Origin of the sequence: Bacteroides sp. NSJ-48 (genome assembly GCF_014287405.1) — a bacterium.
Classification (GTDB): Bacteria; Bacteroidota; Bacteroidia; order Bacteroidales; family Bacteroidaceae; genus Bacteroides; species Bacteroides stercoris.
Map to the genome: position 1 here is coordinate 1 of NZ_JACOOD010000060.1, position 18,906 is coordinate 18,906.

Consider the following 18,906-nt stretch of genomic DNA (forward strand, 5'->3'; position numbering starts at 1 on the left):
AAGTTGTCTATAAGCACATCCGGAAGGATGGCACGAAGGAGTTGTGCGGGTTTCATAAAACAAAGGTAAGCAAAGATAGCTAATTTTAAAACTTACCAACCAGATATTTCCGCTGAGCCCCTTTTCCGCATTGCTAAACTATATGCGTATCCCCACTAAAAAGCTACTGACTCCTCAAACCGAGCCCCATAAACGCCCGTAACAGGAAATAAAAAAAAGAAGGTGCATCGTTCATTACGAAACACCTTCTATTCATTTTTAATAAAATATATAAAGAAGAGCGGAAAACGAGACTCGAACTCGCGACCCTAACCTTGGCAAGGTTATGCTCTACCAACTGAGCTATTTCCGCAAATGATGCTCTTTTTACAAAGAGCGTGCCCAGAACAGGACTCGAACCTGCATGCCTCTCGACACACGCACCTGAAACGTGCGCGTCTACCAATTCCGCCACCTGGGCAATCATTAATTCAAAGAAGAGCGGAAAACGAGACTCGAACTCGCGACCCTAACCTTGGCAAGGTTATGCTCTACCAACTGAGCTATTTCCGCAATATGCTATGTGAAGAGAAGGAGACTCGAACTCCCACGACATAATTGTCACTACCCCCTCAAAGTAGCGCGTCTACCAATTCCGCCATCTCTCCGACATATTCCAAACATTTCATAGACCATTGCATACCTTTGTGCCCAGAACAGGACTCGAACCTGCATGCCTCTCGACACACGCACCTGAAACGTGCGCGTCTACCAATTCCGCCACCTGGGCATAGGTAATTGCAATCATTTCATAGAAAGAGCGGAAAACGAGACTCGAACTCGCGACCCTAACCTTGGCAAGGTTATGCTCTACCAACTGAGCTATTTCCGCGTTTGCGGTTGCAAAGATAGATATTTTCCTTTAACCTGCAAACATTCTACGCATTTTTTTCACACATAAAATTAAACATTCTGCCCGGAGTGAAAGCATAGTTTTGATTATCAACTCATTCGGTCGAGATAATCTTCGTAAGAAAATTCTCTGAATATCTCAGCTTTTCCCTCTTTTGTCCACATGGCAATGGCAGGATGATGGATTCCGTTGAACATATTCGTCTTCACCATGGTGTAATGTATCATGTCTTCAAAGATGATTCTCTCACCGATTTGCAGTTCGTGGCCGAAGCTCCACAACCCCATATAATCGCCGCTCAGGCAGGAGTTGCCGCCCAACCGGTAGACGTACGCACCGCCGTCACCCATTTCGGCGCCCCGGACGGCAGGCTGGTAGGGCATTTCCAGGCAATCGGGCATGTGACAGGTGAAGCTGACATTCAGGATTGCGGTACGGATACCGCGGTTCTCTACAATATCCACAACTTCGGAAGCCAGCACTCCCGTCTGCCAGGTAAATGCCGAACCTGGTTCCAGGATAATGCGCAAATGGGGATAACGCTCTTTCAATCCGCAGAGCAGGCGAATCAGATGCTCCACATCGTAGTCCTTACGGGTCATCAAATGCCCGCCACCCAGATTCAGCCACTTTATTTGCGGAAACCAGCGGGAGAATTTCGCCTCCAGATGTTCCAGCGTACGTTCCAGCTCGTACGAGGACGACTCGCAATGGCAGTGGCAGTGAAATCCGTCGATGCCTTGCGGCAGCACATCGGGAAGCTGTTCGGCCATTACACCGAAACGGGTGCCGGGAGCACAAGGGTTATACAGTTCCGTTTCCACTTCCGAATACTCCGGATTGACGCGTATGCCGCAGGATATATCCTGCCCGGCCGCCTGAATCATGGGATAAAAACGCCGGAACTGAGCCAGCGAATTGAATGTGATGTGACTGCTGCATCGCATGATTTCCGGAAAGTCGGCTTCCGTATATGCCGGAGAGTATGTATGCGCCTTGCTGCCGAATTCCTCCAACGCCAGGCGTGCCTCGTATACGGAGCTTGCCGTAGAATGCTCCACATACTCACGGAATATGGGAAACGAGCGCCACATGGCAAAGGACTTGAAAGCAAGGATAATCTCTACACCAGCCCGGTCGGCAACGCTCTTTATCAATGTGAGGTTCTTCCTCAACAGTTCTTCCTCCATGATATAACAGGGAGAAGGGAAAAGGTCGAAATCTTTGTCTGTCATTTTTCTTGTTATATAAACTTTTATAGTAAAAACCGGATCTATCCTATCACTTTGAAACGCGCAAAACGCAGAAGAAGTTGCTTGTCGCCCGCATTTTTAAAGTGAATGGTAGCTTTTGCGTTATCGCCCTCACCTTCCACTTTCAGCACTTCGCCCAGGCCGAAACGTTCGTGTTCGATAAACTGCCCCGGCAGCACAGCGTTCCCGCCTGCCGACGAATGGGAAGCGGCAGAAGCTGTTCCCATGGAAGGCGTCACCCGCTTTAAGTTGCGGGGAACGGTCGGGGCAATGATTTCCTGCCGGGGACGAGCTCCTCCATCACGTTTTCCATACATGGCGGAAACGAAGTTCTCTCTGTTCTCCCTACGGAAAGATGCGGCATGCTCATCTACCTTGCGCACCAATCCGGCATCTTGCGGCAGCTTAAGGAAGCGCACATCTATATCTTTCAAAAAGCGGCTGGGATTTCCAAACTCCATCTTCCCGTAACGGTAACGGCTTTTAGCATAAGTAAGGAAACAATGGTCTTCCGCACGGGTGATGGCTACGTAGAACAAACGGCGCTCCTCTTCCAACGCCCTGGGAGAGTCGCCCGCCATACCGCTCGGAAACAGGTTTTCTTCCATGCCCACCACAAAGACATTTTTAAACTCCAGCCCCTTGGCGGAGTGCACGGTCATCAACGTTATCTTTTCATCGTCTCCGTCCTTGTCCGAATCCTGGTCGGTAAGCAGGGACACTTCCGAAAGGAAATCACTCAGCGTGGTATTGGCATTCCCCTCTTCCAGCCGTTGTGCACAAAAGTCGCTCATACCGTTTGCAAGCTCTTCGATATTCTCCTTGCGGCTGAGGTTCTCGGGCGAGTTGTCCTGGCAGACATCAGCGATAATGCCCGACTGACGGATTATCTCCGTACCAAGCTCGTAGGCGTTCTTTTCGGCAACGCTCTCGATAAATCCGGCTATCAAACAGCGAAAATCCTGCAACTTGCCCGCCGTTCCTTTATTGATGTTCACCCCGTAGGTCAGCGGTTCGCAGAGCACGGTCCACAGGCTTACATTGTGGCTGGTGGCGGCAGCCGTGATTTTATTTACGGTAGTGTCGCCTATCCCGCGTGCCGGGTAGTTGATGATACGCTTGAAGGCTTCTTCATCATTCGGATTGACCGTGAGACGGAAGTAGGCGATTACATCTTTTATTTCCTTGCGCTGATAGAAAGACAGCCCGCCGTAAATGCGATACGGCATGCTGCGCTTGCGCATGGCTTCCTCAAAGACACGGCTCTGCGCGTTGGTGCGATAGAGTATGGCAAAATCGGAATAGGCGTAATTCTCCTGCCGGCGCAGTTCGGCTATCTTGTTGATTACAATATCGCCCTCCTCCACATCGCTGTATGCCTGATACACTCCGATGGGCTCTCCCTTATCCTTCTCCGAAAAGACCTCCTTGCGAATTCGCCGCTGGTTCTTCTCTATCAGGCTGTTGGCGGCAGAAACGATGGTTTGGGTGGAGCGGTAGTTCTGTTCCAGCTTAAAGACCTTCGTATCCGGATATACCTTTGTGAAATTAAGTATGTTATCAATGTCCGCTCCCCGGAAGGAGTAGATGCTTTGCGCGTCATCGCCCACCACACAAATATGTTGTTTTTCTCTATCTTTCATTAATTGACACAATATGCAGTGCTGCGCATAATTTGTGTCTTGATACTCATCAACAAGGACATAACGAAATAGCTCCTGATACCTTGCCAACACTTCAGGATGGTTATGAAATAACAAAAAAGTATAGAAAAGCAAATCATCAAAGTCCATTGCATCAGCCTGCCTGCAGCGCTCCCAATAACGAACATAAATATCACGAATAGCAGGCATTTTAGCAAGGCAATCACTCTCATAAGCCTCTTTATTTTTAGCATAATCTACTGGAGTATTCAAATAATTTTTGGCATTGGATATACGAGATAGTACAGTACTGGGTTTATATTGTTTATCATTCAATCCCAACTCTTTAATAATAGAATGTATCAAACTCCTGCTATCCGTAGTATCATAAATTGTATAGTTACGAGTAAAACCTAAAATATTCGCTTCACGCCGGAGAATACGAGAGAAAATTGAATGAAAAGTCCCCATCCAGATATAATATGACCACGGATAACCTATATCACGATTTACACGTTCTATAATTTCTTTTGCTGCCTTATTTGTAAAAGTCAACGCAAGGATATTACGTGCATCATATTTTTTCTCTCTAATCAGATAAGCTATTTTGTAGGTCAGCACACGGGTTTTTCCCGAACCGGCGCCGGCTATCACCAGTGACGGGCCGTCGTTGTAGAGCACCGCAGCACGCTGTCCCTCATTCAGTTCTTGTATGTAATCGGACATATTCCTAATAATCTAACGGGTAAAGTTCGGGTGCAAAGATAGTGAAAGGCGAGAGCAAAGGCAAGTGAAAACGCAGTTTTCAAACTTGACTATGCCGGGCCGCATCCTATCTTATCAAAAGATAGTGAAAGGTTCGGACACCTGCGAACAATTCCACAGGTTATCGCGTTAGTATAGTAAAGTTTCAAAACTAAATACATTGAACTTATGAATACGTTATTAATGTCTTTAACAATAATGATTATGACACATGAAATGCCTAAACTTCCTTACGCACACAACGCGCTGGAACCTGTAATCAGTCAGCAAACAATAGATTACCATTACGGTAAACACCTGCAAACGTACGTAAACAACCTGAACAACCTTGTTCCAGGCACGGAGTATGAAAACAAAGACCTGGTTACTATCGTAGCCACCGCACCCGACGGCGCCGTATTCAACAATGCCGGACAAGTGCTGAACCATACGTTGTACTTCCTGCAATTCGCACCGAAACCGTCGCAAAGCGAACCTACCGGAAAACTGGCGGAAGCCATCAAACGCGACTTCGGCAGTTTCGAGAATTTCAAGAAGGAATTCAACGCGGCAGCAGTCGGACTGTTCGGTTCGGGCTGGGCATGGCTGTCTGTTGATAAGAACGGCAAGCTGCACATCACCAAAGAAGCGAACGGAAGCAATCCCGTACGCGCAGGACTGACCCCGCTGCTGGGCTTCGATGTTTGGGAGCATGCCTACTACCTCGATTATCAGAACAAACGCGCCGACCACGTCAATGCCCTCTGGAGCATAGTAGACTGGGAAACGGTAGGTAAACGGATGAAATAAGCAACCCCTCATAAACCCCTGTTGAAGCGCATCTGCAAGCTGTAAAAAGCGGCAGATGCGTTTTCTTTTTCCATGTTCGCCACACTCCCTGTATTGCCTGCAAAGATAACCGTTAAACAAACCATTCCTACTCGGCAATTTATTGGATGGCAGGTGTTAAATAATAAACCTGCATTTGCATAGGAGAGTTGAATGGTGTTTTAACGCAGTTGATACACATTTATAAGTTACAGCCACTACCGGTAACGGTATGCAGATTTTATAGAATCTCATCAACCGACGCACAGGAGTACGGCACAAGTCCTGCAATTTATTCTCAGAAAACGAATTTGTGATTTCATCACGTTCTTTCGGATAAATGATTATACAAGGGACATCAGGCAAGGGAGATTCTTCATCAATCTCATTGTAACCTAATTTCTGCAATATCGGCAAGTCTCTGCTATATCCGCTCAACTGCCGGACTACATAATTATCCAGTAAATAAGATTCATCATATTTAGGTATGTATTTGGTATCAAGTATTGCCTTAAAGTTATGCGATTTATATAGAAAATCCGGATAACCGGTTCTGCCCTTAACCTGATACAAAATTTTGTCGCCGTAAGCATCATGAAGCAATCCATACACATAATGTTCATATAGTAATGACATATCCAATGTGAAAGGTAAAATATTGTCATCCTCAGTGCTTGTCTTACTTATGCTGAAATCATATCTCCGTAAGATAAGCTTTGCCAAGCGTACAGCTTCACTATACTCATTGAACAACTTGTGAGCCTTGATCTGAGTTACTTCTCTTACCTGTACATCTTCACTTACCCTTTCAAACATTAATAGTGACTTTAACAGCATTCGCTTAACCTTGCTGCCGTCCTTATGATGCTCTATTACTGTCCTCAATATCTGCTTACAAAACAAAAGGGCTTTCTTGATTAGTTTATTCTCCGGAATATCAACTGTATATTCATCATATTCACAGAATACTCTGTCAAAGCGTTTAATCGCCATGTTAGTTCTTTCATTCCTGATAACATTGATACGGCCTTTCACTTTTTTCAGATTTCCACTATAATGGACATAGCCCTTTTTTAACGATTTAATCCTACTGACTACTGCAAGAAAATGCAGCACAATAAGTGGGCTAATAATCCCCTTCAATGATGGTGCATAGATAACGGGGGCATCACTATCGATGGTGTATATTTGCGAGAAAGCATCTGCTGACAAATTTGACGAGAAACAGGTCATAAACATTGCAAGGAAATCTATTTCTTCCATCCCTCTCTTTGTCGTAACTACCAGCGCTTCATTCTCGTCTATCCATTCTGCGCCGATCACATACGATGCATAGTACCCCCACGGTTCATAATCCATAGGTTTATCCCATCGAACAAGATGCAGATTGTCAAATCTACTATCTTGCCCAACGTTCAACCGCTCATGTTCCTGAATAAGAATGGGCCTCATATCGCATTTACCGTTCGTCCTCATCCGAGTCGTCTTGCTCCGCTTCTCCGATAGGAGTCAGATGCAGCCATGAGTCAAAAGCTGATTCCTTTTGAGTATTCTTTACAGCGAGGATACCATCGTTGATATATTCATTGATAAGCGGGATAATTTCATATTCAACTTTGGCAAGCAATTCCTCCTTATCTTCCGCCATGAAAAAACTGTGGCCAATCATAAGGTCGTCAATACTCATATCTCCGCAGAGATGTTTAGGATTCTCGATGAATTTCCTGATGTCCTTGAATAAGGCAGCAGCTATATCACCAAGTTCCCGATTGCCTGCTTCGTTGTAATATTTCTCAATAATAGATTCGTCTGCTTTCAATGTTACAAAAGCAAATCTTCTACGTAAGGCATAATCAAGAGTACCTGTACTTCTGTCCGTCGTATTCATCGTACCGATAATGTATAAATTTGAAGGCACCTCAAACTCTGCCTTTGTATATGGTAACATAACCTTAATCGGGTGAGCACCTTGACTTCTCTTGTCAGCTTCCAGCAAAGTAATAAGTTCGCCAAAGATTTTTGATACATTGCCACGGTTTATCTCATCGATGATAAGTACAACACGTTTATCGGCAATAGCCCCATACTCCTCCTTTACTGCATTGATGAAAGCCTGCGCATAAGCCTGCCAATTATTTTCACAACCTTTTCCTAAAGCCTGAAGTTTCACTTTCTCAATATTCATTGGCGAAGGAGTATACTCCTCCCCGCGTGAACATGTAGAACTGGTACTGCGGCTACTTATGGTTGAATTGCCTTCCTTCCACCAAACGAAGAGCGAAGATTTGCCAGAAACAGTAGGAATCTCGCGTTTGTTTTCATAACCCTTTATCTTCTGAAGGTAGTCATCTATGCACTCAACAATATCTTTGCTCTGATCGGTTTGCACAGCATTACAAGCACGTTTAAAAATTCCATCTTCCGGCTCATAGGTTACACCAACAGAGTTACCATTCTCATCTGTCTGCACATGAGGTTTCAGTCCTTCAACAAAATCTTCATAATCGAGAGACTGATGAAATGTGGTAAAAAAGATTTGGTCTCCAAGCAAAGAATTATAGCGTTCCATGACGGCAGTATGATCTGTCAGATCCGTATCCGTGATGCCTAATGCCTTCAAAGCGATGGCAGCAGTATTATAGGTCTTGCCAGTACCAGGTGCACCCTGAAGTATAATGTTACGCTTTGACAGCAACAACTTAGCAATATTACTGATAAACATATTCTTCTTATTATATTGTTTTTCCAATTCTTCCATTTTGCTCTTTGCAAACCCGGCATCTACCTCAAAGATAGATTGTCTTGCATTGCCTTTGATGCAGGCATAGCCACAGCCATAATTCAGAACTCTTGAATCTTGACTGTAATAGTGCCATTGATCAACAGATATGCGTTGCCCCCAATCATTAACGCCGTTTCGCAAGTCTTCATAGAAAACATCAGTATCCTTAAAACGTACAATTCCGCTATCATAGTCATACCTGTTGCTGCTGATAATGTCTGACAACGAGGATATCCGGTCTGTTTGAAAAGGGCATTTCACAACGTAACCATAAGCGTATATGGTTTTATTAGGATGGGTTAACAGCAATACGTCACCTGCTTTTATCTCTTTTACCAACTTAAGAAGTTGGGTCACGATGTGATTTGCCTGTATATGGTATCTCTGTTGCATGAGCCATAGATTATTCTCCAAAGCAACACTCCAATAATCATCATCCGATAAACGGGCAATCCAATATCTCCGGAACGTAACAGCAGATAAAGAAACCATATCCTCGCGTCTTTCTATGTAGTCAGTTCTTTCCATATCTGTATGAGTATACGACTATTTCATCATTCATAAACTTTTGCCATACCAAGTGCTTGTTACAACAACTATAGGAAGCCATACGATGAAGGCGGTTATAGTGTACATGCAACAAAAGGCTGTTATTGTAAAACCGATTGCTTAACAATGCTTTTGTTATATTTAGCACTATCGGTTTTAAAACACGCCTTGTATCACTGACAAAAGTAATCATAAAACATTAAACACCTTATATCTAAACAATAAAAAAACGCTGATGGTTGGGGTAACAGAACTTAATAATAACTAATCCCAACAGTTCAAATTCTGTTCGTTCGCCTTTTTTAAGGCATTGGTACAAAAATAGTAATCCGCCGCTTTGCTGTTTAATGTTTAATGTTTAAATTTGCGTTTGAATCATAACCATTTATTGGCAGAGGAGATAATAAATATGAAACAGATGTTTCAATATGAAGCTGCACTTAACGCCTTGCTTTTTGCCCTTTCAAAGCTTGGGGGTAAGTCTGATATGCACAAGCTCTGCAAGATATTGTATTTTGCAGACCAGCGTCATTTGTCGTTGTACGGCCGTAGCATTACAGGCGACACCTACATTGCGATGCAATACGGTCCCGTCCCGTCAAATGTCGATGACATTCTCAAAGCCGTACGTGGAGACAGCTTCTTTTCCGGATATGTTGATGAGCTTAAAGACAAACTGGCATTTGAAAACCGTTATATCGTGAAGGAACTTGCCGAACCGGATATGGGCGAGTTGTCTGAATCTGATGTGGAATGCCTTACATACGCCATAGATTTGTGCCATGACAAGAGTTTCGGGCAACTCACGGATTTGTCGCACGGCATGGCATGGACAAATACGGCAAGAGACCGTGCCATTTCCGTAAAAGACATACTGCGGGAAGCCGGAGACGAAGAAGAATACGTAGAATATATAGCCGACCAATTGCGGCTTCAATCTGCTTTACTGCAATGATACTTCCGTCGTCGCTCCATGAGAACTTTATAAAGCGTGGCACTATATTGCACTCCGAGATATTCGAAGACATTGACCACGGCAAATTTTTTGCTGTAATGGGCATATCGGATGATATGGTAGCCGGATTCTTCTTCATTAACTCACATATACATCCGGTAATTAAAAAACGCCCCGAACAGTTTGCCATGCAATATCCGTTGAAACATTCTGACTATGCTTTTCTGAAATACGACTCGTTCCTGTGCGCCACGGCCATTCAGAAAATACCCTTAGACAAACTTGCCGAGACTGTTGCTGGAGGCAAGACTGTCCATGTCGGGAATCTGACCGAATACGACCTTGCCGCCATGCTTGAGGCTTGCCGTACATCACGGCTGTTTAGGGAAAGCGACAAGCGGAAGTTCTTCTATTGATTCCATCCCCGTCACCCACACATTACATTATTCAATCGGAAAATCCCTCCTGCTCAAGCAGCCGCTACACGCTAATTGCCTGAGATTGGTACAACTGTATCAGTATATCGTTAGCAAGATGCCTATATGCCGCATTAAATACCTGACGCATACAAATTGAATAGGCGGTAAGCCTTTGCAAATGAAAAACATACCGCCTATTTTATTGAGTATCAACTACATCTTGCTATTCCTCGATTGCAGCTTGCGCCGCCGCAAGTCTTGCAATAGGCACGCGGAACGGAGAACAGCTCACATAATTCAGCCCCACCTTGTGGCAGAACTTCACGGAAGAAGGCTCACCGCCATGCTCGCCGCAAATACCGCACTTCAGGTCCGGACGGATGGCACGGCCCTTTTCGGTAGCCATACGTACCAACTGCCCTACTCCATTCTGGTCGAGCACCTGGAAGGGGTCTACTTTCAGAATCTTCTTTTCCAGATAAATAGGCAGGAAGGAAGCGATGTCGTCGCGTGAGTATCCGAAGGTCATCTGCGTCAGGTCGTTCGTACCGAACGAGAAGAATTCGGCGGAAGAAGCGATGCGGTCGGCCGTAAGAGCTGCACGCGGGATTTCAATCATCGTACCTACCTTGAATTCGATGCTGTCGCCTGCTTCGGCAAACAACTTGGCAGCTTCGGCACGGATAACCTCTTCCTGCTGCTTGAACTCGTACAGGATACCGGTCAGCGGAACCATGATTTCGGGATGTGTCTCAACGCCCTCTTTCTTCAGTTCCAGAGCAGCGCCGAGGATGGCGCGCGTCTGCATCTGCGTGATTTCCGGATACGTATTGCCCAAGCGGCAACCGCGGTGGCCCAGCATCGGGTTATGTTCGCAAAGCGCTTCCACACGTTGCTGGATATACTGCAAGCTTACGCCCATGGTGTCCGCCATTTCCTGCTGCCCCTTCAAATCGTGGGGAACGAATTCGTGCAAAGGAGGGTCGAGCAGACGCACGGTTACCGGGCAACCTTCCATAGCCTTGAAGATGCCCTTGAAGTCTGCCTGCTGGTACGGCAGAATCTTAGACAACGCCTTGCGACGTCCTTCCGCATTTTCCGCCAGAATCATTTCGCGCATCGCCTTGATTTTCTCACCTTCGAAGAACATGTGTTCCGTACGGCACAGACCGATGCCCACTGCCCCGAAGTTACGTGCCACCTGTGCATCGTGCGGCGTATCGGCATTGGTGCGTACCTGCAATTTCGTATATTTATCGGCCAGTTGCATCAGTTCGGCAAAATCACCGGACAGCTCGGCGGCCTTCGTTTCCACTTTTCCTTTGTAAACCTCGCCGGTACTACCGTTCAGAGAGATGAAGTCGCCTTCTTTCAACACAACGCCGTCCACCTCTACCGTGCGTGCCTTGTAGTCGATGTTCAACGCTCCCGCACCGGATACGCAGCACTTACCCATGCCGCGAGCCACAACGGCAGCGTGCGAAGTCATACCGCCACGTGCGGTCAGGATGCCTTCGGCAACGGCCATACCCGCCAAATCTTCCGGAGAAGTTTCGATACGCACCATCACCACGCGCTTGCCGGCAGCGTGCCATTCGGCAGCATCATCGGCAAAGAACACAATCTGACCGCAGGCTGCGCCCGGAGAAGCCGGCAAACCGCGGGTAAGAACCTGGGCCTGCTTCAAGGCCGCCTTGTCGAATACGGGGTGAAGCAGTTCGTCCAGCTTGTTGGGTTCGCAACGCAACAGTGCCGTCTTTTCGTCAATCATACCCTGGTGGAGCAAATCCATGGCTATCTTCACCATGGCGGCTCCGGTACGCTTGCCGTTACGTGTCTGGAGGAACCAGAGCTTGCCTTCCTGCACGGTGAACTCCATGTCCTGCATATCCTTATAGTGGTTTTCCAGCTTCGTCTGCAAAGCATCCAGCTCCTTGTAGATTTCGGGCATCGCCTCTTCCATGGAAGGATACTTGGCGGCACGCTCCTCTTCGCTTACGCCGGCAAGTTCCGCCCAGCGTCTGGAGCCGATAATGGTAATCTGCTGCGGGGTACGGATACCTGCCACAACGTCCTCGCCCTGTGCGTTGATCAGATATTCGCCGTTAAAGAGGTCTTCGCCCGTGGCGGCATCGCGGCTGAAGCAGACTCCCGTGGCGGAAGTGTCGCCCATATTGCCGAACACCATTGCCTGCACGCTTACGGCAGTACCCCACTCATCGGGAATTCCTTCCATTTTGCGGTAGAGGATGGCGCGCTCGTTCATCCATGAGTTGAACACGGCGCAGACAGCACCCCACAGCTGTTCGTAGGCGCAGGTGGGGAAATCCTTTCCGGTCTGCTGCTTGACGGCAGCCTTGAAGCGCTTGACAAGCTCCTTGAGGTCTTCCACTTCCAGTTCGTTGTCCAGTTTCACGCCTTTGGCATGTTTCACCTCTTCTATAATGGCCTCGAACGGGTCTACATCTTCCTTGTTCACCGGCTTCATGCCCAGCACCACGTCACCGTACATCTGTACGAAACGGCGGTAGGAGTCCCATGCAAAGCGGGGGTTGCCCGTCTTGCGAATCAGCCCTTCCACCACTTCATCGTTCAGGCCGAGGTTAAGAATCGTATCCATCATGCCCGGCATGGAAGCGCGTGCGCCCGAACGGACGGACACCAGCAGCGGGTTTTCCACATCGCCGAATTTGGAGCGCATCAGTGTCTCCACGTGCGCGATGGCGTTTTCCACTTCCTGCTTCAACAGGGCAACGACTTTTTCCTGCCCCATTTCATAATATTCTGTGCAAACTTCTGTCGTGATTGTGAAGCCCGGAGGAACCGGAACTCCGATAAGGTTCATCTCTGCCAGGTTGGCTCCCTTACCCCCCAAAAGGTTTCTCATGCCGGCTTTTCCCTCTGCCTGGCCGTTACCAAAGGTATAAACTCTTTTTTTGTCCATAATATCAATTTAAAGTTTCTGATTGTGATTTTTTCATTTTTTCTGCTCGCAAATCTAAGTATATTTCGCAGACTAGAAAACTTTTTGAGAAAAAACTTTAAGTCAAAATGCAATTTCGAGATTGCAAAATTTAATATTCCCGTTCATAGAGGGAATTTACGGAAAAATGCCTATTTTTGCCGTTGAATTTATTATACTGGTGTAAAAGTGGCAAGAAAGAGAAAAGAACTTCCCCTGTTGGAAAAGGTGGAAATTACGGATGTGGCTGCCGAAGGAAAAGCCATCGCGAAGGTCAATGATTTGGTAATTTTCGTACCGTACGTCGTTCCGGGCGACGTTGTAGACCTGCAAATCAAGAGAAAAAAGCATCATTATGCCGAGGCGGAAGCGGTGAAGTTTCACCAATACTCACCGGTAAGAGCCGTTCCGTTCTGTCAGCACTACGGTGTATGCGGCGGCTGCAAATGGCAGGTGCTCCCCTATTCGGAACAGATAAGATACAAGCAGAAGCAGGTAACGGACAACCTTACCCGCATCGGAAAAGTGGAGCTCCCGGAAATATCGCCGATACTCGGTTCTGCAAAAACGGAGTTCTACCGCAACAAGCTTGAGTTTACTTTCTCCAACAAGCGCTGGCTCACGGCGGAAGAGGTCCGGCAGAATGTGGTGTACGAGCAGATGAATGCGGTAGGCTTCCACATTCCTAACGCCTTCGACAAGGTACTGGCCATCGAGAAGTGCTGGCTGCAGGACGACATATCCAACCGCATCCGCAACGCCGTGCGCGACTATGCCTACGAGCACAACTATCCGTTCATTAACCTGCGCACGCACGAAGGGATGCTGCGCAATATGATTGTGCGCACTTCCACCACCGGCGAGCTGATGGTTATCCTCATCTGCAAGATTGAGAAGGACGAGGAGATGGAGCTGTTCAAACAGTTGTTGCAGTACGTAGCGGACACTTTCCCCGAAATCACGTCGCTGCTATACATTATTAATAATAAGTGCAACGACACCATTACCGACCTCGACGTGCACACGTTCAAAGGCAAAGACCATATCTTCGAGGAGATGGAAGGCCTGCGCTTCAAGGTGGGTCCCAAGTCGTTCTACCAGACCAACTCCGAGCAGGCATACACTTTGTACAAAGTGGCCCGCAACTTCGCAGGGCTCACCGGCAACGAGCTGGTTTACGACCTTTATACCGGCACGGGAACCATCGCCAACTTCGTGTCCGGACAAGCGCGCCAGGTCATCGGCATCGAATATGTGCCCGAAGCCATCGAGGACGCCAAGGTCAACTCGGAAATCAACGGCATCAGGAATACGCTGTTTTTTGCCGGCGACATGAAGGACATGCTGACGCAGGACTTTATCAACGAGTACGGGCGTCCGGATGTAATCATCACCGACCCTCCTCGTGCGGGCATGCACCAGGATGTGGTGGATGTTATCCTGTTTGCAGAGCCGAAACGCATTGTGTACGTAAGCTGCAATCCCGCCACGCAGGCAAGGGACTTACAGCTGCTCGATGCCAAATACCGGGTGAAGGCCGTCCAGCCGGTGGATATGTTCCCGCATACGCATCATGTGGAAAACGTGGTGCTGCTTGAGTTGAAAAATCCGGCGGAAAAAGCAGAGGACTGAGTCAGCTCTTCGGGAACGTGAAAGCATAAGGGACTACTTCGGGAATGTGAGTATCACTTTGGGAAATTTAAAGGGCTACTTTGGAAGTGCAAAGGGCTACTTTAAGAACGTAAAGGGCTACTTTAGAAACGTAGAGTACTACTTTAGAAAGTAGTGAAGTATTACTTTGGAAACGTGAAGTGCTACTTAGGAAACCGAAGCAGAGATTGGGCAACCGGAAGCCGCACTCCCGAAAAGCGGTACGGCATTTCGGTAAGCCGATGCAAAGCCTTGTTTTAGAATTGAATCATTAATCGCAAATTATTATCCTCGTGGCAAAAGAAAGAATTATAGCAAGAGCCCGCACGCAATATACGGACTATATGGTAAAAGAGCCTATGGAACTGATGGAATTTCTGGCAGCGAAAATGCCGGATGCCAGCCGCACCAAGCTGAAAGCATTGCTGAGCAAGCGGGTTGTATATGTAGACAGCGTCATCACAACGCAGTACAACTTCCCGCTGAAGCCGGGTATGAAAGTCCAGATCAGCCGTGAGAAGGGACGCAAGGAGTTCAACAACAAATTACTGAAAATCGTATACGAAGATGCTTACCTCATCGTGGTGGAGAAGATGCAGGGATTGCTGTCCGTCAATACGGAAAGGCAGAAAGAGCGTACCGCCTACACCATTCTGAACGAATATGTGCAGCGTTCGGGCAGGCAGCACCGCGTGTACATCGTGCATCGCCTGGACCGCGACACCTCGGGACTGCTGATGTTTGCCAAAGACGAAAAGACGCAGAATACGCTGCGCGACAACTGGCACAACATCGTAACCGACCGCCGCTATGTAGCCGTCGTTGCGGGTGAAATGGAAAACAATGCCGGCATGGTGCGCTCATGGCTCACCGACCGCAAGCTGTACGTATATTCCAGCCCCACGGACGATGGCGGCAAGGAAGCAATCACCCACTACCGCACCATCAAACGCGCCAACGGCTTCTCGCTCGTGGAACTGATGCTGGAGACGGGACGCAAAAACCAAATCCGCGTGCACATGCAGGATCTGGGACATCCCATCATTGGCGACGGACGCTACGGACTGGAAGAGATAAATCCTATCGGACGACTGGCGCTGCACGCCTTCAAGCTGTGCTTCCGCCATCCTGTCACCGGAGAGCTGATGCAGTTTGAAACACCGTATCCGGGAGAGTTCAAGAAACTGTTTCTGAAACGTAATGGATAAAAAAGAAAAACGGCTGTTTCATTCACGTTTTGAAACAGCCGTTTTTCTTTTTTCTATTTTTTATTCCATCCTCAGTTCAAAATCAAATGGAGCAGCACCATCAGACAAGTAAAAAGTTCCACGCATCCGATTACCGTTTATTCTTACATCATCCATATAAGAAATTCCGGCTCTACCATAATCCAATACAAGATTTCGATTATAATGGTCTTCCCAATACCACTGAAAATGAAAACGCTCGTATAAAGCTCCGTCAAACGAGTAATATTGATACTCTTCACCAAATCCATCTCCCCAAAAAGTAAAGGTACTAAAGAGAGGTTCGCCGTTATCCGCATTCATCCCGACATCTCCTGTCCATGCACGACCGATAAAGATAGATTCTACATCGTATTGATCATCTCCTTCACATGATGCGAAACTTAAAGCAAATGCCATTAAAAACAATATGTTCAAAAACTTTCTCATCTTTCTCATTTCCAATTCTGATTAACCATATACCTGGAAGCGGTCAGCATCATGATTTTACCGTCCAGCTTTCCGGACAGGTAATGCTCGCGCACCCATACGTTCTCAAAGATTTTCACATCGCCCGAACCGTAGTTCAGTATCAGTCCCTCGCGTGAGTTGTCAATCCATTTCCAGGTAAAGTCATGGGTATCTGTTTTCGTATTGCCGGTAGTGGTTACGATAAAGGTCTCTTTTCCGGAAAGGACTTCCTTACCGCCCTGCTTCCCTTTGGTGAATTCCAGGATGTGCCTGCACGCCCCTTTTTCCGTGTCGTACTCCTCTACCCAACTGTCGCTGCACAGCTTCTCGTCGCTGTTTTGTATCGTATAGTAGTTATCATCCCCGCAAGAAGCCAGCCCCGCAGTCATTACACACAACAACAGTATCTTCATTAAGTTCAAAATCTTCATATATATCGAGTTTAGTTAATATTTTACGGGCAAACTTACGCAAAAATAATGATATGTTTAATACCTGGACTGGAATTTCTTATAGAAGACAACGAATAAGATGAAACCCGTCAGTGCAAAGGGCACGCCTGCCAAAGCCGGATAGCGGTATCCGCCGCCAAGAGCCAGGCCGCCTACGTATGCCCCGATGGCGTTGCCCAGGTTGAATGCCATCTGCACGCAAGCGCCGCCCAGCATCTCACCCCCGGGAGCTACGCGGATAATCAGCACCTGCTCCGGACTGGACACCGCAAACAAGCCCGCCGTACAGAGCGCCATCAATATGGCGGAACACCACGGATGGGGCGAAAGGAAAAATATCAGCAGCAGCACAATGCAAATCATGCCTTGCACCACCATGCCCACCCTGCCCGGAGTGTATTTGTCGGAAAGCCGTCCGCTCACCAGATTGCCCACCACCATGCCAAAGCCTGCCAGCATCATCAATGCCGTGACACTTCCGGCGCTGAATCCCGACACATTCGTCAGCAACGGCGTGATGTAACTATACCAGCAGAACACGCCGCCATTGCCCAAAGCCGTCGCCCCCAATATCAGCCAGGGAGCGGGAGTCTTCAGGAAACGGAACTGTCCCTTGAACCCGGTATCTTTGAGTCCCTCCACCGCAGGAACCCACCGCCATATATAATAAAGGACTATCACTCCCCAGCAGGCCACCAGCAAGAACGTGACGCGCCACGAGAGTATATGGCTCAGGGAAGTGCCCAGCGGAACGCCGAACAGATTGGCAACCGTCATGCCCGCTATCATAATGGATACGGCCTCGGAGCTTCTCCCCTCGTCCGCCAGCTTGCCCGCCACAATGGAAGCGACTCCGAAATACGCCCCGTGCGGCAAACCCGAAATGAAACGCGCCGCCAGCAGCGACCAGTAGCCGGTGGCCATCGCAGCCCCCAGATTTCCTACCAGCATTAAAGCCATCAATGCCAGCAGGATATGCTTCAACGGACGCTTGCGCGCTAAAATCAACATGGGAGCACCGGCACATACGCCCAGTGCATAGGCGGAAATGAAATGTCCGGCAACCGGAATGCCGATGTTCAAATCGGCGGCAACATAGGGCAAAATACCCATCATCGTAAACTCGGCAATGCCCAATCCCAAGGTGCCGAACGCTAATGCAATAAGACTCTTCTTCATTTGAAAAAATACAACCTGTGAAACAAACTTTTTACCACCGCAAAAGTAGTGTATTCTTCCCGCACAAGTTATTTATTTTATAAAAAACTAACTAAAAATTTGTACAACATAAATATAAGATATACTTTTGCGCCCTGAAAAAGAACATGTAAACAAGAACTTCAACCGTTCTGCCATTCGGAGTTCTCGGGAGTATTCTTGTTACAGTTCGATGACAATTTGTATAATTAAAGGATAAAAAAGAAAATGAAAAAAATTGTAATCTTGTTATTTGTTGCAATGGTTGCTTTATCGGCAAAAGCACAAGTGTATGTTGGCGGAACAGTATCTTTATGGCACAACGATGATGTGGACGCAACGACTTTTACGCTGAATCCGGAAGTAGGATACAACCTGAATGAAAAGTGGGCTGTCGGCGGTATATTGACATTCTCACACAGCAAACTGGACGAAGGAAAATACAATGCTTTCGGTCTTGCTCCATACGCCCGTTACTCTTATTATGAAAACAAGGTTGTCCGCCTGTTCATCGACGGCGGTCTGGGCTTCTCCACCCAAAAGGTGAAAGGCGCCGATGCCGTGAACGGATTTGAAATCGGTTTCAAACCGGGTATTGCCATCAAACTGAATGACAAGTTCAGCGTACTTGCCAAATGCGGTTTCCTGGGCTACAGAGACGACTATATGAATGCCGGCAGCGGTTACGGCTTCAACTTCACCAGCGAAGACCTCTCATTCGGCTTCCACTACGAATTCTAATCAATACAAACCGATGTATATGCAGAAGAGGTTGTGTCAAAACGTTGGCACAACCTCATTTATATTTTAAGTTCTGCTATATTTTCTTTTGGCTATGCTGCTTTTTCCTCATGCATTTGGCAACAAGTTGCTATATTCCAAT

At 47.3% G+C, this 18,906-nt stretch carries 14 protein-coding genes and 6 tRNA genes; 6 read left to right on the plus strand and 14 right to left on the minus strand.

The features are described from left to right. Positions 1 to 279: 279 nt before the first annotated feature. The 8 genes from H8S52_RS18140 to H8S52_RS18175 form a co-directional block, all read right to left on the minus strand. Positions 280 to 352 (minus strand) — tRNA-Gly (locus tag H8S52_RS18140). Positions 353 to 378: 26 nt separating this feature from the next. Continuing rightward, positions 379 to 460 (minus strand) — tRNA-Leu (locus H8S52_RS18145). Positions 461 to 479: 19 nt separating this feature from the next. Beyond that, a tRNA-Gly gene (locus H8S52_RS18150) sits at positions 480 to 552 on the minus strand. Positions 553 to 563: 11 nt separating this feature from the next. Next, positions 564 to 647 (minus strand) — tRNA-Leu (locus H8S52_RS18155). Positions 648 to 687: 40 nt separating this feature from the next. Next, a tRNA-Leu gene (locus H8S52_RS18160) sits at positions 688 to 769 on the minus strand. 29 nt (positions 770 to 798) lie between these two features. Next, positions 799 to 871: transfer RNA gene (locus tag H8S52_RS18165), tRNA-Gly, on the minus strand. A 110-nt stretch (positions 872 to 981) separates the two neighbouring features. Next, positions 982 to 2,127, minus strand: a complete 1,146-nt coding sequence (gene nspC, locus H8S52_RS18170) for a carboxynorspermidine decarboxylase (protein ID WP_186910339.1) — start codon at positions 2,125 to 2,127, stop codon at positions 982 to 984. A gap of 38 nt (positions 2,128 to 2,165) precedes the next feature. Next, the gene (locus tag H8S52_RS18175) at positions 2,166 to 4,514 is read right to left on the minus strand and encodes an ATP-dependent helicase (RefSeq protein WP_016662887.1); all 2,349 of its coding nucleotides are present in this window, start codon (positions 4,512 to 4,514) and stop codon (positions 2,166 to 2,168) included. A gap of 207 nt (positions 4,515 to 4,721) precedes the next feature. Here H8S52_RS18175 and H8S52_RS18180 point away from each other — a divergent pair, with 207 nt between their 5' ends. Further along, the gene (locus H8S52_RS18180) at positions 4,722 to 5,342 is read left to right on the plus strand and encodes a superoxide dismutase (protein ID WP_117906730.1); all 621 of its coding nucleotides are present in this window, start codon (positions 4,722 to 4,724) and stop codon (positions 5,340 to 5,342) included. 156 nt (positions 5,343 to 5,498) lie between these two features. Here H8S52_RS18180 and H8S52_RS18185 read toward each other — a convergent pair whose 3' ends face one another. Together H8S52_RS18185 and H8S52_RS18190 are read right to left on the minus strand one after the other, a co-directional pair. Then, complete coding sequence (locus H8S52_RS18185; protein WP_186910341.1) at positions 5,499 to 6,812, minus strand: TonB-dependent receptor; 1,314 nt, start codon at positions 6,810 to 6,812, stop codon at positions 5,499 to 5,501. A gap of 7 nt (positions 6,813 to 6,819) precedes the next feature. After that, positions 6,820 to 8,670: an McrB family protein gene (locus tag H8S52_RS18190; RefSeq protein ID WP_255470120.1), complete on the minus strand. Its 1,851-nt coding sequence runs from the start codon at positions 8,668 to 8,670 to the stop codon at positions 6,820 to 6,822. A 430-nt stretch (positions 8,671 to 9,100) separates the two neighbouring features. Between H8S52_RS18190 and H8S52_RS18195 the strand changes: the two genes are divergently transcribed. Both H8S52_RS18195 and H8S52_RS18200 read left to right on the plus strand, forming a co-directional pair. Beyond that, entirely contained in the window at positions 9,101 to 9,646 is a 546-nt protein-coding gene (locus H8S52_RS18195) for a Panacea domain-containing protein (protein WP_186910342.1), read from the plus strand. Further along, on the plus strand, positions 9,643 to 10,062 hold the full coding sequence (locus tag H8S52_RS18200) for a hypothetical protein (RefSeq protein ID WP_117666046.1): 420 nt from the start codon (positions 9,643 to 9,645) through the stop codon (positions 10,060 to 10,062). Before H8S52_RS18195 ends, H8S52_RS18200 begins: the two co-directional genes overlap by 4 nt. A 226-nt stretch (positions 10,063 to 10,288) precedes the next feature. Here the strand turns inward: H8S52_RS18200 and ppdK are convergent, their stop codons facing one another. Beyond that, positions 10,289 to 13,009: a pyruvate, phosphate dikinase gene (gene ppdK / locus H8S52_RS18205; RefSeq protein ID WP_118155001.1), complete on the minus strand. Its 2,721-nt coding sequence runs from the start codon at positions 13,007 to 13,009 to the stop codon at positions 10,289 to 10,291. A gap of 207 nt (positions 13,010 to 13,216) precedes the next feature. Here ppdK and rlmD point away from each other — a divergent pair, with 207 nt between their 5' ends. Together rlmD and H8S52_RS18215 are read left to right on the plus strand one after the other, a co-directional pair. After that, on the plus strand, positions 13,217 to 14,659 hold the full coding sequence (gene rlmD / locus H8S52_RS18210) for a 23S rRNA (uracil(1939)-C(5))-methyltransferase RlmD (RefSeq protein WP_005653775.1): 1,443 nt from the start codon (positions 13,217 to 13,219) through the stop codon (positions 14,657 to 14,659). 311 nt (positions 14,660 to 14,970) lie between these two features. After that, positions 14,971 to 15,885, plus strand: a complete 915-nt coding sequence (locus H8S52_RS18215) for an RluA family pseudouridine synthase (RefSeq protein WP_117740071.1) — start codon at positions 14,971 to 14,973, stop codon at positions 15,883 to 15,885. Positions 15,886 to 15,945: 60 nt separating this feature from the next. Here H8S52_RS18215 and H8S52_RS18220 read toward each other — a convergent pair whose 3' ends face one another. The 3 genes from H8S52_RS18220 to araJ are packed head-to-tail and all read right to left on the minus strand — an operon-like array spanning position 15,946 to position 18,005. Then, on the minus strand, positions 15,946 to 16,353 hold the full coding sequence (locus H8S52_RS18220) for a hypothetical protein (RefSeq protein ID WP_117740118.1): 408 nt from the start codon (positions 16,351 to 16,353) through the stop codon (positions 15,946 to 15,948). Between the two features lie 5 nt (positions 16,354 to 16,358). Next, positions 16,359 to 16,805, minus strand: coding sequence for a hypothetical protein (locus tag H8S52_RS18225; RefSeq protein WP_186910343.1), 447 nt, complete (start codon positions 16,803 to 16,805; stop codon positions 16,359 to 16,361). A gap of 57 nt (positions 16,806 to 16,862) precedes the next feature. Then, the gene (araJ, locus tag H8S52_RS18230; RefSeq protein ID WP_117666044.1) at positions 16,863 to 18,005 is read right to left on the minus strand and encodes an MFS transporter AraJ; all 1,143 of its coding nucleotides are present in this window, start codon (positions 18,003 to 18,005) and stop codon (positions 16,863 to 16,865) included. A gap of 246 nt (positions 18,006 to 18,251) precedes the next feature. Between araJ and H8S52_RS18235 the strand changes: the two genes are divergently transcribed. Beyond that, positions 18,252 to 18,764: an outer membrane beta-barrel protein gene (locus tag H8S52_RS18235; RefSeq protein ID WP_117903095.1), complete on the plus strand. Its 513-nt coding sequence runs from the start codon at positions 18,252 to 18,254 to the stop codon at positions 18,762 to 18,764. Positions 18,765 to 18,906 lie beyond the last annotated feature (142 nt).